Source organism: Pseudomonas brassicae (assembly GCF_010671725.1).
Lineage (GTDB): Bacteria > Pseudomonadota > Gammaproteobacteria > Pseudomonadales > Pseudomonadaceae > Aquipseudomonas > Aquipseudomonas brassicae.
Genome location: NZ_JAAHBU010000152.1, coordinates 17,087 through 30,049, shown reverse-complemented (window position 1 = coordinate 30,049; position 12,963 = coordinate 17,087). Strand labels below are relative to the sequence as shown.

Below are 12,963 nucleotides of genomic sequence, written 5' to 3'. Positions count from 1 at the left end.
TTCCTCAGGACGAGGAAGCCGGGTGTTGACGATCAGTGCAGGACCCGCGGGCCCTCATGCTCGTGCTCGATCTCGCCTTCCACCAGCTTGCCAGCCATTTGCACGCCGACACTGAGCATGGCCTTGGCCACCTCGACGTGTTGCCCCTGCAGGAACGCCTTGGCGTCCTCCGAAAAATCCAGGGTTACCAACGAACCCTCGTCCTCAGCGCGGCGCAGCTCGATGCGACCATCAGGCAACTCGACAATTTCAAGAAAGGACGTGGGCATAAAAGACTGTTCTCCAGGAAAGGCGGCATTGTACCAGCCACTGGCACGATCAGCACTCACTCAGGCCTTCACGAAAGCGCACGGTCAGACCCTTGAGATTTTGCCGCCAGCTTTCCAACTCATCGCGCGACAGCGCTGCAACCTCGGGTTCATCCAGGCTCACGGCCTGAATCAAGGGCTGCGTCACGTCACCTTTAGGCGCTTTTACCGCGACCGGCGGTCGGAACAAATCGGCATAAGCCCTGAGCAATTGCGCCAGCCAGGTTTCTGGCTGTTCGGCCAACTCCACCAGCTCGGCCATTTCCGGAATGGCGATGGCGGCCAGCGCTTCGCGGGTCAACAGCAGTTCGGCACGCGGTGCGCCAGCCTGAGGCAGGCGATAGAAACCTGCAATCTCATGGCACAACCCGAGCAGGCACCGTACAGGTGAAACAGCGCCGACTCGCGCTCAGCCTGGATCAGCGCCTGGGCATTCATCGCCCGGCTCTCCTGTGCCTTGCCCAGCGCTTCGAGGGCCAGGCCCGCAAAATAGATTTTCTGATTGGTGCGGGTATAGAGTTCCTGGGCCATCGAGGCGCGCTCCGAAAGACTGCACAGCGGGTGGATCAGTTTCTGCGATGGATTGCGCAGGCGCAAGAAAAATAGCGGCAATGGCTTTTTCAAACGCGCACAAAAAAGGCCATACCTGCAACCTCAGCGGTTGCGGGTACGGCCTTGCGCGCTCGGGCTATCGCTTAGCGCTTGTCTTCGACCTTCCACGCCTTGCCGTCATAGAACGCTTTCCAGCCGGTCGGCTTGCCGTCCACCTCGGTCTGCACGTACTGCTCCTTGGTCTTGCGGCTGTAGCGAATCACCGCCGGGCGACCTTCAGGGTCCTTCTTCGGCGCATCACACAGGAAGTGATACTTCGGATCGATCTCGTCCTTGTGTGGCACGATCTCCATCACCAGCGGTGCGCGGGTTTCGCGGTTTTTCGGGAACTGGCTGGCGGCCAGGAACAAGCCCGAAGCACCATCACGCAGCACGTAGGTGTCATTGACCTTCTCGCACTTGAGCTCAGGCATCTTCACCGCATCCATCTTCGGCGGTGCCGCTTCACCGCTCTTGAGCAGCTTGCGGGTGTTCTTGCACTCGGCATTGGTACAGCCGAAGAACTTGCCGAAACGGCCGGTCTTGAGCTGCATCTCGCTGCCGCACTTGTCGCATTCCAGGCTCGGGCCTTCGTAGCCCTTGATCCGGTAGCTGCCCTCTTCGATTTCATAGCCCGTGCAGTCCGGGTTGTTACCGCAGATGTGCAGCTTGTGCTTCTCGTCCAGCAGGTAGGCGTCCATCGCCGTCGAGCAGATCGGGCAACGGTGCTTGCCCAGCAGCACGCGCGACTCGGACTCACCTTCGTCGTCGGCGGCAATCTCGTCACCCGGCACCAGGTTCACAGTGGCCTTGCAGCGCTCCTTGGGTGGCAGGCTGTAACCCGAGCAACCGAGGAACACACCAGTGGAGGCGGTACGGATCATCATGTGGCGACCGCATTCCTTGCACGCGATGCTGGTCGGCGTCGGCTGGTTGGCACGCATGCCCTTCTCGGCGTCTTCGGCCAGCTTCAGCTTGTTGCTGAAGTCGCCATAAAACTCGTCCAGCACGTTTTTCCAGTCGCGCTCGCCCTGGGCCACGTCATCGAGGTTCTCTTCCATGCCGGCGGTGAAGCCATAGTCCATCAGGTTGGAGAAGCTCTCGGAGAGACGCTCGGTGACGATGTCGCCCATCTTCTCGGAATAGAAGCGCCGGTTGTGCAAGGTCACATAGCCGCGGTCCTGGATGGTCGAGATGATCGCCGCATAGGTCGACGGGCGACCGATACCGCGCTTTTCCATTTCCTTGACCAGGCTGGCTTCGGAGAAGCGCGCCGGTGGCTTGGTGAAGTGCTGGCTCGGATCGAGCTTGATCAGCTTGAGCACTTCACCCTGGTTCATGTCTGGCAGTACATCGTCATCGCCCGGCTTGCTCTGCTGCGCCAGCACACGGGTATAACCGTCGAACTTGAGGATACGGCCCTTGGCGCGCAGCTCGTACTCGCCAGCGGTCACGCTGACGGTGGTCGACAGGTACTGCGCCGGTGGCATCTGGCAGGCCAGGAACTGGCGCCAGATCAGCTCGTACAGACGCTCGGCATCACGCTCCATGCCGCTGAGCTTGGTCGGGTGCGTGGCCACGTCCGAAGGGCGGATCGCTTCGTGCGCCTCCTGGGCGCCTTCCTTGCTGCCGTACACGATCGGCGCTTCGGGCAGGTACTTCTTGCCGAATTCGCTTTCGATGTAGCTGCGGGCCATCTCCACGGCGTCGACCGACAGGTTGGTCGAGTCAGTACGCATGTAGGTGATGTAGCCCGCTTCGTACAGACGCTGGGCCATCATCATGGTCTTCTTCACGCCGAAGCCAAGACGGTTGCTCGCAGCCTGCTGCAAGGTGGAGGTGATGAACGGTGCCGAGGGCTTGCTGCTGGTCGGACGGTCTTCGCGCTTGGCGATGGTGTAGCTGGAAGCCTTGAGCTTCTCCAACGCGGCCATGGCCTGGGCTTCGTTCAGCGGCTTGAAGGCCTCGCCGTTGTGGCGCGCGACTTCGAAGCGCACCTTGGCGTCCTTGGCCGTGCCCAGGTCGGCATGCACTTCCCAGTACTCTTCGGGGATGAAGGCACGGATCTCGCGCTCGCGCTCAACCACCAGCTTGACCGCCACCGACTGCACACGGCCGGCAGACAGGCCGCGGGCGATCTTCTGCCACAGCAGCGGCGAGACCATGTAGCCCACCACCCGGTCGAGGAAACGACGGGCCTGTTGCGCGTTGACCCGGTCGATGTCCAGTTCGCCCGGCTGGGAGAAAGCCTCCTGGATGGCCTTCTTGGTGATTTCGTTGAACACCACGCGCTTGTAGCGGCTGTCATCCCCACCAATGGCTTCGCGCAGGTGCCAGGCAATGGCTTCCCCCTCGCGGTCCAAGTCGGTTGCGAGATAGATGGTGTCGGCATCCTTGGCCAGGCGGCGCAACTCCTCGATGACCTTTTCCTTGCCCGGAAGGATCTCGTACTTGGCCTTCCAGCCGTGGTCCGGGTCGACGCCCATGCGCGCCACCAACTGCTTGCGTGCCTTTTCTTTCGGCGACAGCGCGGGTGCCTCGCCGGCAGCAGCCTTGCCGCGCTTGGCAGCAGGCTCCTTGCTGGCGGAACCGCTGGTGGGCAGGTCTCGGATATGGCCGATACTCGACTTCACCACGTACTGGTTGCCCAGGTACTTGTTGATGGTCTTGGCCTTAGCCGGGGATTCCACAATGACCAGCGATTTGCCCATGGATCGGAAAATTCCTGAATAACGAAAATAAAAACACGGCAGGTACCTGACGTGGCACCGCTATATATAGTGGCAACAGAGTGAGGTCAAGCGCCGAAGTTCAGCCGCCTCGTGCATCGGGGCGCGAAAACAGCTCGCTTTCGGCCTTGACCAAAGCAAAGCGCGGCACCTGCTCGCCGTCAACCTCGACCGCACTGGTGAACATCGAGAAGGGCCGAACCCACAGGCCGAAATCACCATACAAAGCCTGGTAGAACACCACCCACTCCTCGCTCTCGGAATGGCGTGCGGCGCCGAATACACGATACTCAGGCCCTTTGTAATGCCGGTAAACGCCTGGTTGTATCTGCATGCTGCCCACCCTCTTGAAAAAAATCCGCAAAAAACAAAAACCGGGGCACAGGGCCCCGGCTTCCGACAACGAAACGCTTACACGCGTTCGAAGACGGTGGTGATCCCCTGGCCCAGGCCGACGCACATGGTCGACACGCCCAAGGTCCCGCCATTCTGCTTCATGACATTGAGCAGCGTGCCGGAAATCCGCGCACCGGAGCAACCGAAAGGATGACCCAGGGCGATTGCGCCGCCGTGCAGGTTAACCTTCTCATTCATCTTGTCGAGTACTTTCAGATCTTTGAGCACCGGCAGAGCCTGTGCAGCGAAGGCTTCGTTGAGCTCGAAGAAGTCGATATCGGCAATGCTCAGGCCCGCGCGCTTGAGGGCTTTCTGGGTTGCCGGCACCGGGCCGTAGCCCATGATCGCCGGGTCTACACCGGCTACCGCCATCGAACGCAGTACCGCCAGCGGCTGGATACCCAGGTCCTGGGCGCGCTGGGCCGACATCACGATCATGCACGAGGCACCGTCGGTGATTTGCGACGATGTGCCCGCAGTCACCGTGCCACCCTTGGGGTTGAACGCTGGCTTGAGGGCCGCCAGGCTTTCCAGCGTGGTGTCCGGACGAATGGTTTCATCGTAGTCGAAGACCTGGAGGAAGCCGTTCTCGTCATAACCCTGCATCGGGATGATCTCATCCTTGAACTTGCCTTCGACCGTCGCCTTGTGGGCGAGCTGGTGCGAACGCAAGCCAAAGGCGTCTTGCTGCTCACGGCTGATGCCGTGCATCTTGCCGAGCATTTCGGCAGTCAGGCCCATCATGCCCGAGGCCTTGGCCGCATGCAGTGACATGTGCGGGTTCGGGTCGACCCCGTGCATCATGCTGACGTGCCCCATGTGCTCCACGCCGCCGATCACGAACACATCACCGTTGCCGGTCATGATCGCCTGGGCAGCGGTGTGCAGCGCACTCATCGACGAGCCGCACAGGCGACTGACGGTCTGGCCGGCCGCAGTGTGAGGGATCTGGGTCATCAACGAGGCCATGCGCGCGATGTTCCAGCCCTGCTCCATGGTCTGGTTGACGCAACCCCAGATCACGTCCTCGACTTCAGTCGGGTCGACCTTGGCGTTACGCTCCAGCAGCTTGTTGATCAGGTGCGCCGACATGTCTTCGGCGCGGGTGTTACGGTGCATGCCGCCCTTGGAGCGGCCCATCGGCGTACGACCGAAGTCGACGATCACGACGTCTCTTGGATTCAAGCTCATACAATATTCTCGCTCTAGTCGATGGGCGCTTAACCGAAGAAGCTCTGGCCGTTGCGGGCCATCTCGCGCAGCTTCTCGGTGGGGTGGTACAGCGCGCCCAGGTCGGCGTACTGGTCAGCCAGGGCAACGAACGCGGCCACCCCGATCGAATCGATGTAGCGCAGCGCACCGCCGCGGAACGGAGGGAAACCGATACCGTAGACCAGGCCCATGTCGGCCTCGGCAGCCGTCTCGACAATGCCGTCTTCCAGGCAACGCACGGTTTCCAGGCACAGCGGGACCATCATCCAGTTGATGATGTCGTCGTCGGTGACCTCGCGCTGCTCGTACACAATCGGCTTGAGCACTTCGAGTACCGACGGGTCGGCGACCTTCTTCTGCTTGCCGCGCTTGTCGGTCTCGTAGGCATAGAAGCCCTTGCCGTTCTTCTGGCCCAGGCGCTTGGCTTCATAGAGCACGTCCACGGCCGAACGACGGTCATCCTTCATGCGGTCCGGGAAACCCTCGGCCATCACGTCACGGCCGTGGTGGCCGGTGTCGATGCCGACCACGTCCATCAGGTACGCCGGGCCCATCGGCCAGCCGAATTTTTCCATGACCTTGTCGATACGCACGAAGTCCACGCCCGCGCTCACCAGCTTGGCAAAACCGCCGAAGTACGGGAACAGCACGCGGTTGACCAAAAAGCCCGGGCAGTCATTGACCACGATCGGGTTCTTGCCCATTTTCTTGGCATAGGCAACGGTGGTGGCCACGGCCAGCTCACTGGACTTCTCGCCACGGATCACTTCCACCAGCGGCATCATGTGCACCGGGTTGAAAAAGTGCATGCCGACGAAGTTTTCCGGACGCTTGAGGGCCTTGGCCAGCAGGCTGATGGAAATGGTCGAGGTGTTGGAGGCAAGGATGGTGTCCGCCTTGACCTGGTCTTCCACTTCAGCCAGCACGGCCTGCTTGACCTTGGGGTTCTCGACGACGGCTTCGACCACCAGATCGACGTGACCGAAGTCACCATAGGAAAGGGTCGGACGAATGCCGTTGAGCACTTCGGCCATTTTCGCGGCGGTCATGCGGCCTTTGTCGACACGGCTGACCAGCAGCTTGGCCGCTTCGGCCAGGCCCTGCTCGATGCCGTGCTCGTTGATGTCCTTCATCAGGATCGGCGTGCCTTTGGACGCCGACTGGTAGGCGATGCCGCCGCCCATGATGCCGGCGCCGAGCACGGCGGCCTGCTTCACGTCCTGGGCAATTTCGTCATAGGCTTTGGCCTTTTTCTTCAGCTCCTGATCGTTCAGGAACAAGCCGATCAGGCTCTGCGCGGCCGAGGTCTTGGCCAGCTTGACGAAGCCGGCTGCTTCGACTTCCAACGCCTTGTCGCGACCGAAGTTCGCGGCTTTCTGGATGGTCTTGATCGCCTCGACCGGGGCCGGGTAGTTCGGGCCGGCCTGGCCGGCAACGAAGCCCTTGGCGGTTTCGAACGCCATCATCTGCTCGATGGCGTTGAGCTTGAGCTTCTCGAGCTTGGGCTGGCGCTTGGCCTTGTGGTCCAGCTCGCCACTGATGGCACGCTTGAGCAGCGCCAGCGCGGCCTCCTGCAGTTTCTCAGGGGCGACCACGGCATCGACTGCGCCGACTTTCAGCGCGTCTTCTGGGCGGTTTTCCTTGCCGGCGGCAATCCACTCGATGGCATTGTCGGCACCGATCAGGCGGGGCAGGCGCACGGTGCCGCCGAAGCCCGGGTAGATACCCAGCTTGACTTCAGGCAGACCGATCTTGGCCTTGCTGGACATGACCCGAAAGTCGGCCGCCAAGCACATTTCCAGGCCGCCACCCAGGGCGATGCCGTTGATCGCAGCCACCGTGGGAACGTCGAGGTCTTCGAAATCACTGAAGATTCTGTTGGCTTCGAGGTTGCCTGCAACCAGCTCTGCATCGGGCAGCTTGAAGTTGTCGACGAATTCGGTGATGTCGGCGCCGACAATGAACACGTCCTTGCCGCTGCTGACGATCACACCCTTGACCGACGCATCTGCCTTGATGGTGTCTACGGCCTGACGCAATTCGTTCAGGGTAAGACGGTTGAACTTGTTGACGGACTCACCCTTGAGGTGAACTTCAGTTCGACGATGCCACTTTCAAGAGCCTTAACCGTGATGGCTTTACCTTCGTAAATCATCAACTGATCTCCACGATATGGAAGCTGAACTGTACACGCCAAACGCTGGTACGAACGCTTGCACCAGGCACACCCGTCAGCGCGATAGTCGGGATTCTGTAAGCGTCTTCTGACATACAAACGCTCAATTCATACGCCCGTTTGATTTGGGTACGCACACATTCACCGAAATGGCTGCCGTTGTCAAATACCCTTAAGTACAGACAAAACGCGACTTTGCGGTCATTTTGCGCGCACGGGCGCCCAACCACGATGACAGTGATCGATGAACATTCATGCAGGTGATGGGTGCACAAATCGCAGAATGCGCGGGGCGGGATAAACGTGAGCGACTACACTGGGGACGTACTGAAGAGATTCCGGCCTGCCTGGCCTTTTTTATTCTGCTGCATCTGCTTGATGCCCTTCGCCGCCGAGGCCGGCGCCTACAGCCAGCGTGGCGTAGCCGGCGCAGGGCTCGGCATTCATCTCAGGCCAGCTCCTTCAGCAACTGCGCAATATCCTGCAACACAGCCGCGTCACCCTTCTCCCCCCAGCACACTGCAATCATCTGTGCATCAGCCTCGACCTTGTAGACACTCTCGGGCAGCCGCGCCAAGTGGCGCAGTACCCGCTGGTCGGTACAGGTTTCCTGCCACTGGTTCTGCCACACCCCCGCTGCCACCTGGAAGTAGCTCCAGCTGTCGCTGCGCCCGCGACGCCGCGCGCAATGGAACTGTGCACAGGTGTGAGGCGGCTCTTCCGGCAGCCAGTGCGGCCAGGTCTGGGCCTTGAGTTGCATCGCCAAGCCCATGCGCCGAGCCTCCAGGCGCAGCGCCATGCGCCCACTGGTACGGCGCGACGGCAACAACCAGACCATGGGGCTGAGCACCAGCGCAAGGATTGACACTACTACCCAGACCGTCATATCTGTTATTCCTATAAACACTTTGCAAATGAGCTGGTTAGCCATCTGGATGCGATCAGCCTGAAACCGACCATACTTTAACTATCGCGATTGTCAGGAGAGCCTCTCATGCCCTACGAACACATACTGGTCGCCGTCGACCTGACCGAAGAATGCGACCCGGTGATCAAGCGCGCCAAGGAACTGGCCGTCGCTGGCGGCACCAAGGTCTCGCTGGTGCATATCGTGGAACCGATGGCCATGGCCTTTGGCGGCGACGTGCCGATGGACCTGTCGCAATTGCAGCAACAGCAGTTCGACCAGGCCAAGGAGCGCATGGACCGGCTGTTCAACAAGTACCCGGATATCGTGCGCGGCGACTCCCACCTGACCTACGGCCAGCCACGCCAGGAAATCCACCAGTTGGCCAAGGACCAGAAGTGCGATTTGATCGTGGTGGGCAGCCATGGCCGTCACGGCCTGGCGCTGCTGCTGGGCTCCACCGCCAATGACGTGCTGCACGGCGCACCGTGCGATGTGCTGGCGGTACGCCTGCAGAAAAAAGCCGAGTAAAACCACAAGGCCCGCTGTTGTGCACAGCGGGCCTTGCAGGCATCAGCTGTCCAGTTCTGCCCAACGCTCCACCAGCGTGTCCAGCTCACCCTGCAACTGCTCAAGGCTAGCCAGCACCGCCGAAGTCTGATCGATCGGACGCTGATAGAAGCCAGCATCTGCGATCTGCGCCTGCACGCCAGCCATCTTCTGCTCCAGGGCATCGATCTGGCCTGGCAAGGCTTCCAGCTCGCGCTGCAGCTTGTAGCTGAGCTTCTTCTTGCCTTCGGTCGCCACTGGCGCGGCTACCGGCTCCGGCACGGCCTCGACCACTGCGGTGTTGAGCTCGGACTTGCCCGACTTGCTCTCGCTGACGCCAAGCAACTTCGGCGAACCGCCCTGGCGAATCCAGTCCTGATAACCACCAACGTACTCGCGTACCTTGCCATCACCTTCGAACACCAGGGTGCTGGTCACCACGTTGTCGAGGAAGGCCCGGTCGTGGCTGACCATCAGCACGGTGCCCTTGAAGCCAGCCAACACTTCTTCGAGCAGTTCCAGGGTCTCGACATCCAGGTCGTTGGTCGGTTCGTCAAGCACCAGCAGGTTGGCCGGCTTGCTGAACAGCTTGGCCAGCAGCAGGCGCGCACGCTCACCACCAGACAGTGCCTTGACCGGCGTGCGCGCACGCTGAGGGCTGAACAGGAAGTCGCCCAGGTAGCTCAGCACATGGCGGTTCTGCCCATCGATCTCGATGAAATCACGGCCTTCGGCCATGTTCTCGATAACGGTTTTTTCCAGGTCCAACTGATGGCGCAACTGGTCGAAGTACGCGACTTCGATGCGGGTACCCGCCTCCACCTTGCCTTCGCTTGGCTCCAGCCCGCCCAGCATCAGCTTGAGCAGCGTGGTCTTGCCAGTACCGTTGGCACCCAGCAGGCCGATGCGGTCCTCGCGCTGCAGCACCATGGAGAAGTCCTTGACCAGGAACGGGCCACCCGGGTGGGCGAAGCTCACGTTCTCCAGCACCATCACCTGCTTGCCGGATTTTTCCGCGACATCGAGCAGGATGTTGGCCTTGCCCTGGCGCTCGCGGCGCTCGCTACGCTCGACGCGCAGCGCCTTGAGCGCACGTACACGGCCTTCGTTGCGGGTACGCCGGGCCTTGATGCCCTGGCGAATCCACACTTCTTCCTGGGCAAGCTTCTTGTCGAACAGTGCATTGGCGGTTTCTTCGGCCGCCAGCGCAGCTTCCTTGTGCACCAGGAAGCTGGCGTAGTCGCCGTTCCAGTCGATCAGGCCGCCACGGTCCAGCTCCAGGATGCGTGTGGCCAGGTTCTGCAGGAAGGAGCGGTCGTGAGTGATGAACAGCACGGCGCCGCCAAAACCGCTGAGGGCATCTTCAAGCCAGGCAATGGCGCCGATGTCCAGGTGGTTGGTCGGTTCGTCGAGCAGCAGCAGGTCGGGCTCTGACACCAGCGCCTGGGCCAGCAGCACGCGGCGACGCCAGCCACCGGACAGCTCGGCCAGGGTCTTGTCGGCCGGCAGTTGCAGGCGGCTCAGGGTACTGTCGACCAGTTGCTGCAGGCGCCAGCCGTCACGCGCCTCCAGATCGCTCTGCACGTGCATGAGCTTTTCCAGGTCGGCATCGGTGTGGATGTTCTGGCTCAGGTGATGGTATTCGGCGAGCAGCGCCCCGACGCCGTCCAGGCCTTCGGCCACCACGTCGAACACGGTCCGCCCGTCAGCCACCGGCAGTTCCTGCGGCAACTCGCCGATCTTGAGCCCTGGGGCGCGCCATACATCGCCTTCATCGGGCTTCTGGTCGCCCTTGACCAGGCGCAGCATGCTCGACTTGCCTGTGCCGTTGCGGCCGATGATGCAGACCCGCTCACCACGGGCGATCTGCCAGGACACCTTGTCCAGCAACGGCATGGCGCCGAACGCAAGGGACACATCGCTTAATTTGAGCAGGGTCATGATCTTCTCCAAAAACCGGGGGCGCATTCTACCTGAGTTGGGCCTGCTTCACATTACGCATGGTCGCGTCGCCGCCCGCGGTCTTCTTTACACGCCAATACAAGCACAATGCTTTCTTCCGCCCCCGGCAACCGGCTAAGCTTAAGCCCGTGATCCCACCAGTGCTGGCGCTGCCGACACTCGTTCTTGTTCAAACTGTCCGGAAGTATCATGCGCCGCAGCCTGCTCAGCCTCGTATCCTGTCTGCTTTTTTCCGCCTCGGCGGCCGGTACTGCTCACGCCGCCGACCTGGTGCAGCAACGCCAGTTCTATGATGAAGCCAAGCGCGCCCTGGCCAAAGGCGACAGCGGCCCGTACCGGCGCTATGAACAGGCCCTGCGCGATTACCCGCTGGAGCCCTACCTGGCGTACGACGAACTGACCGCACGTCTCAAGAGTGCAAGCAACGCCGAAATCGAGACGTTTCTTGCCGAGCACGGCGACCTGCCCCAGGCCAACTGGATGAAGCTGCGCTGGTTGCGCTGGCTGGCCGAACGCGGTGACTGGCAACCCTTCGTCAAGTACTACGACGCGAAACTGAATTTCACCGAGCTCGACTGCCTCAACGGCCAGTACCAGCTCAGCCACAACCTGCGCGCAGAAGGTTATGCCAGCGCAGAAAAACTCTGGCTGGTCGGCAAGTCGCAGCCGGCGGCCTGCGATGCGCTGTTCGACCGCTGGGCCGCCGAGGGCCAGCTGACCGAGCAAAAGCGCTGGGAGCGGGCCAAGCTGGCGGCGCAAGCGCGCAACTACGCGCTGGCCAATACCCTGGTCAAGGGCCTGAGCACCCTGGGTGCCCAGGGTCGACTGCTGCTCGACGTGGCGCAAAAGCCGGAACTGCTGAACAACCCGTCACGCTTCACCCCGGCCGACGAAGCGATGTCCGACGTGGTCAGCCTGGGCCTGCGCCGCCTGGCCCGGCAAGACCCGGAGCGGGCCATGGCGCTGCTGGACGACTACGCCAACCGCATGCATTTCTCGCGTGACGAGAAAGTCGCGATTGCACGCGAGATCGGCCTGACCCTGGCGCGCCGCTATGACCCGCGGGCGCTGCCGCTGATGAGCAAATATGACCCCGAACTGCGTGACAACACCGTCACCGAGTGGCGCCTGCGCCTGCTGTTGCGCCTGGCACGCTGGGAAGACGCCTACGAGCTGACCAAACGCCTGCCGCAAGACCTGGCCAGTACCAACCGCTGGCGCTACTGGCAGGCGCGCAGCCTGGAACTGGCACAGCCGAAGAACCCGCAGATTCCGCTGCTGTACAAGACCGTAGCGCGCGAGCGTGATTTCTACGGCTTCCTCGCCGCCGACCGGGCGCAAACGCCATACCAGCTCAACAACCGGCCACTGGTGCTCAGCCAGCAGTTGATCAACAAGGTGCGCAATACCCCAGGCGTGCGCCGTGCACTGGAGTTCCATGCGCGCGGCCAGATCGTCGACGGGCGCCGTGAGTGGTATCACGTCAGCCGTCATTTCAACCGTGACGAAATGGTTGCCCAGGCCCGCCTGGCCTACGAAATGCGCTGGTACTTCCCGGCCATTCGCACCATCAGCCAGGCGCAGTACTGGGACGACCTGGACATCCGTTTCCCGATGGCCCACCGCGACACACTGGTGCGTGAAGCCAAGGTGCGCGGCCTGCATTCGAGCTGGGTGTTCGCGATCACTCGCCAGGAAAGCGCCTTCATGGACGACGCGCGCTCCCATGTGGGCGCCAGTGGCCTGATGCAACTGATGCCGGCCACGGCCAAGGAGACCGCGCGCAAGTTCAACATACCGCTGGCCTCGCCGGCGCAGGTACTGAACCCGGACAAGAACATCCAGCTGGGTGCGGCGTACCTGAGCCAGGTACACGGGCAGTTCAATGGCAACCGGGTGCTGGCTTCAGCGGCGTACAACGCCGGCCCTGGGCGCGTACGCCAGTGGCTGCGCGGTGCCGACCACCTGAGCTTTGACGTGTGGGTGGAGTCGATCCCGTTCGACGAAACCCGCCAGTATGTGCAGAACGTACTGTCGTACTCGGTGATCTACGGGCAGAAGCTCAATTCGCCGCAGCCGCTGGTGGATTGGCATGAGCGGTATTTCGACGACCAGTAAGCGCGTCGCCAGCCG

8 protein-coding genes and 2 pseudogenes are annotated in these 12,963 nt (G+C 61.8%); 2 read left to right on the top strand and 8 right to left on the bottom strand.

What is annotated here, in order from left to right; genetic code table 11:
- Nucleotides 1-32: 32 nt before the first annotated feature.
- The 7 genes and pseudogenes from G3436_RS12125 to G3436_RS12095 form a co-directional block, all read right to left on the bottom strand.
- A complete protein-coding gene (locus tag G3436_RS12125) occupies nt 33-269 on the bottom strand; it encodes a hypothetical protein (protein ID WP_163945160.1) in 237 nt (78 codons plus the stop codon).
- A gap of 49 nt (nt 270-318) precedes the next feature.
- Nucleotides 319-839: pseudogene (locus tag G3436_RS12120) on the bottom strand (DUF6586 family protein).
- Nucleotides 840-1,003: 164 nt separating this feature from the next.
- Nucleotides 1,004-3,610: a type I DNA topoisomerase gene (gene topA, locus G3436_RS12115; RefSeq protein ID WP_163945157.1), complete on the bottom strand. Its 2,607-nt coding sequence runs from the start codon at nt 3,608-3,610 to the stop codon at nt 1,004-1,006.
- 100 nt (nt 3,611-3,710) lie between these two features.
- Nucleotides 3,711-3,962 (bottom strand): DUF1653 domain-containing protein, encoded by a 252-nt coding sequence (locus G3436_RS12110; protein ID WP_163945155.1) that lies wholly within the window; start codon nt 3,960-3,962, stop codon nt 3,711-3,713.
- 77 nt (nt 3,963-4,039) lie between these two features.
- On the bottom strand, nt 4,040-5,215 hold the full coding sequence (fadA, locus tag G3436_RS12105; RefSeq protein WP_163945153.1) for an acetyl-CoA C-acyltransferase FadA: 1,176 nt from the start codon (nt 5,213-5,215) through the stop codon (nt 4,040-4,042).
- A 29-nt stretch (nt 5,216-5,244) separates the two neighbouring features.
- Nucleotides 5,245-7,391 (bottom strand): annotated as a pseudogene (gene fadB / locus G3436_RS12100) (fatty acid oxidation complex subunit alpha FadB).
- Nucleotides 7,392-7,860: 469 nt separating this feature from the next.
- A complete protein-coding gene (locus G3436_RS12095; protein ID WP_163945151.1) occupies nt 7,861-8,298 on the bottom strand; it encodes a hypothetical protein in 438 nt (145 codons plus the stop codon).
- Nucleotides 8,299-8,406: 108 nt separating this feature from the next.
- Between G3436_RS12095 and G3436_RS12090 the strand changes: the two genes are divergently transcribed.
- Complete coding sequence (locus G3436_RS12090) at nt 8,407-8,850, top strand: universal stress protein (protein ID WP_163945150.1); 444 nt, start codon at nt 8,407-8,409, stop codon at nt 8,848-8,850.
- 42 nt (nt 8,851-8,892) lie between these two features.
- On the opposite strand, the gene G3436_RS12085 is transcribed toward G3436_RS12090, so the two are convergent.
- Nucleotides 8,893-10,809 carry an ATP-binding cassette domain-containing protein gene (locus G3436_RS12085; protein WP_163945148.1) on the bottom strand — a complete coding sequence of 639 codons (1,917 nt, stop codon included), beginning with the start codon at nt 10,807-10,809 and terminating at the stop codon, nt 8,893-8,895.
- A 210-nt stretch (nt 10,810-11,019) separates the two neighbouring features.
- Here G3436_RS12085 and G3436_RS12080 point away from each other — a divergent pair, with 210 nt between their 5' ends.
- Nucleotides 11,020-12,948 (top strand): transglycosylase SLT domain-containing protein, encoded by a 1,929-nt coding sequence (locus tag G3436_RS12080; RefSeq protein ID WP_163945145.1) that lies wholly within the window; start codon nt 11,020-11,022, stop codon nt 12,946-12,948.
- The last annotated feature ends 15 nt before the right edge of the window (nt 12,949-12,963 follow it).

What these genes read in the sequence shown, in the direction of transcription:
- G3436_RS12125 (WP_163945160.1), bottom strand. Translation starts at nt 269, where the DNA reads ATGCCCACGTCCTTTCTTGAAATTGTCGAGTTGCCTGATGGTCGCATC.
- topA (WP_163945157.1), bottom strand. Translation starts at nt 3,610, where the DNA reads ATGGGCAAATCGCTGGTCATTGTGGAATCCCCGGCTAAGGCCAAGACC.
- G3436_RS12110 (WP_163945155.1), bottom strand. Translation starts at nt 3,962, where the DNA reads ATGCAGATACAACCAGGCGTTTACCGGCATTACAAAGGGCCTGAGTAT.
- fadA (WP_163945153.1), bottom strand. Translation starts at nt 5,215, where the DNA reads ATGAGCTTGAATCCAAGAGACGTCGTGATCGTCGACTTCGGTCGTACG.
- G3436_RS12095 (WP_163945151.1), bottom strand. Translation starts at nt 8,298, where the DNA reads ATGACGGTCTGGGTAGTAGTGTCAATCCTTGCGCTGGTGCTCAGCCCC.
- G3436_RS12090 (WP_163945150.1), top strand. Translation starts at nt 8,407, where the DNA reads ATGCCCTACGAACACATACTGGTCGCCGTCGACCTGACCGAAGAATGC.
- G3436_RS12085 (WP_163945148.1), bottom strand. Translation starts at nt 10,809, where the DNA reads ATGACCCTGCTCAAATTAAGCGATGTGTCCCTTGCGTTCGGCGCCATG.
- G3436_RS12080 (WP_163945145.1), top strand. Translation starts at nt 11,020, where the DNA reads ATGCGCCGCAGCCTGCTCAGCCTCGTATCCTGTCTGCTTTTTTCCGCC.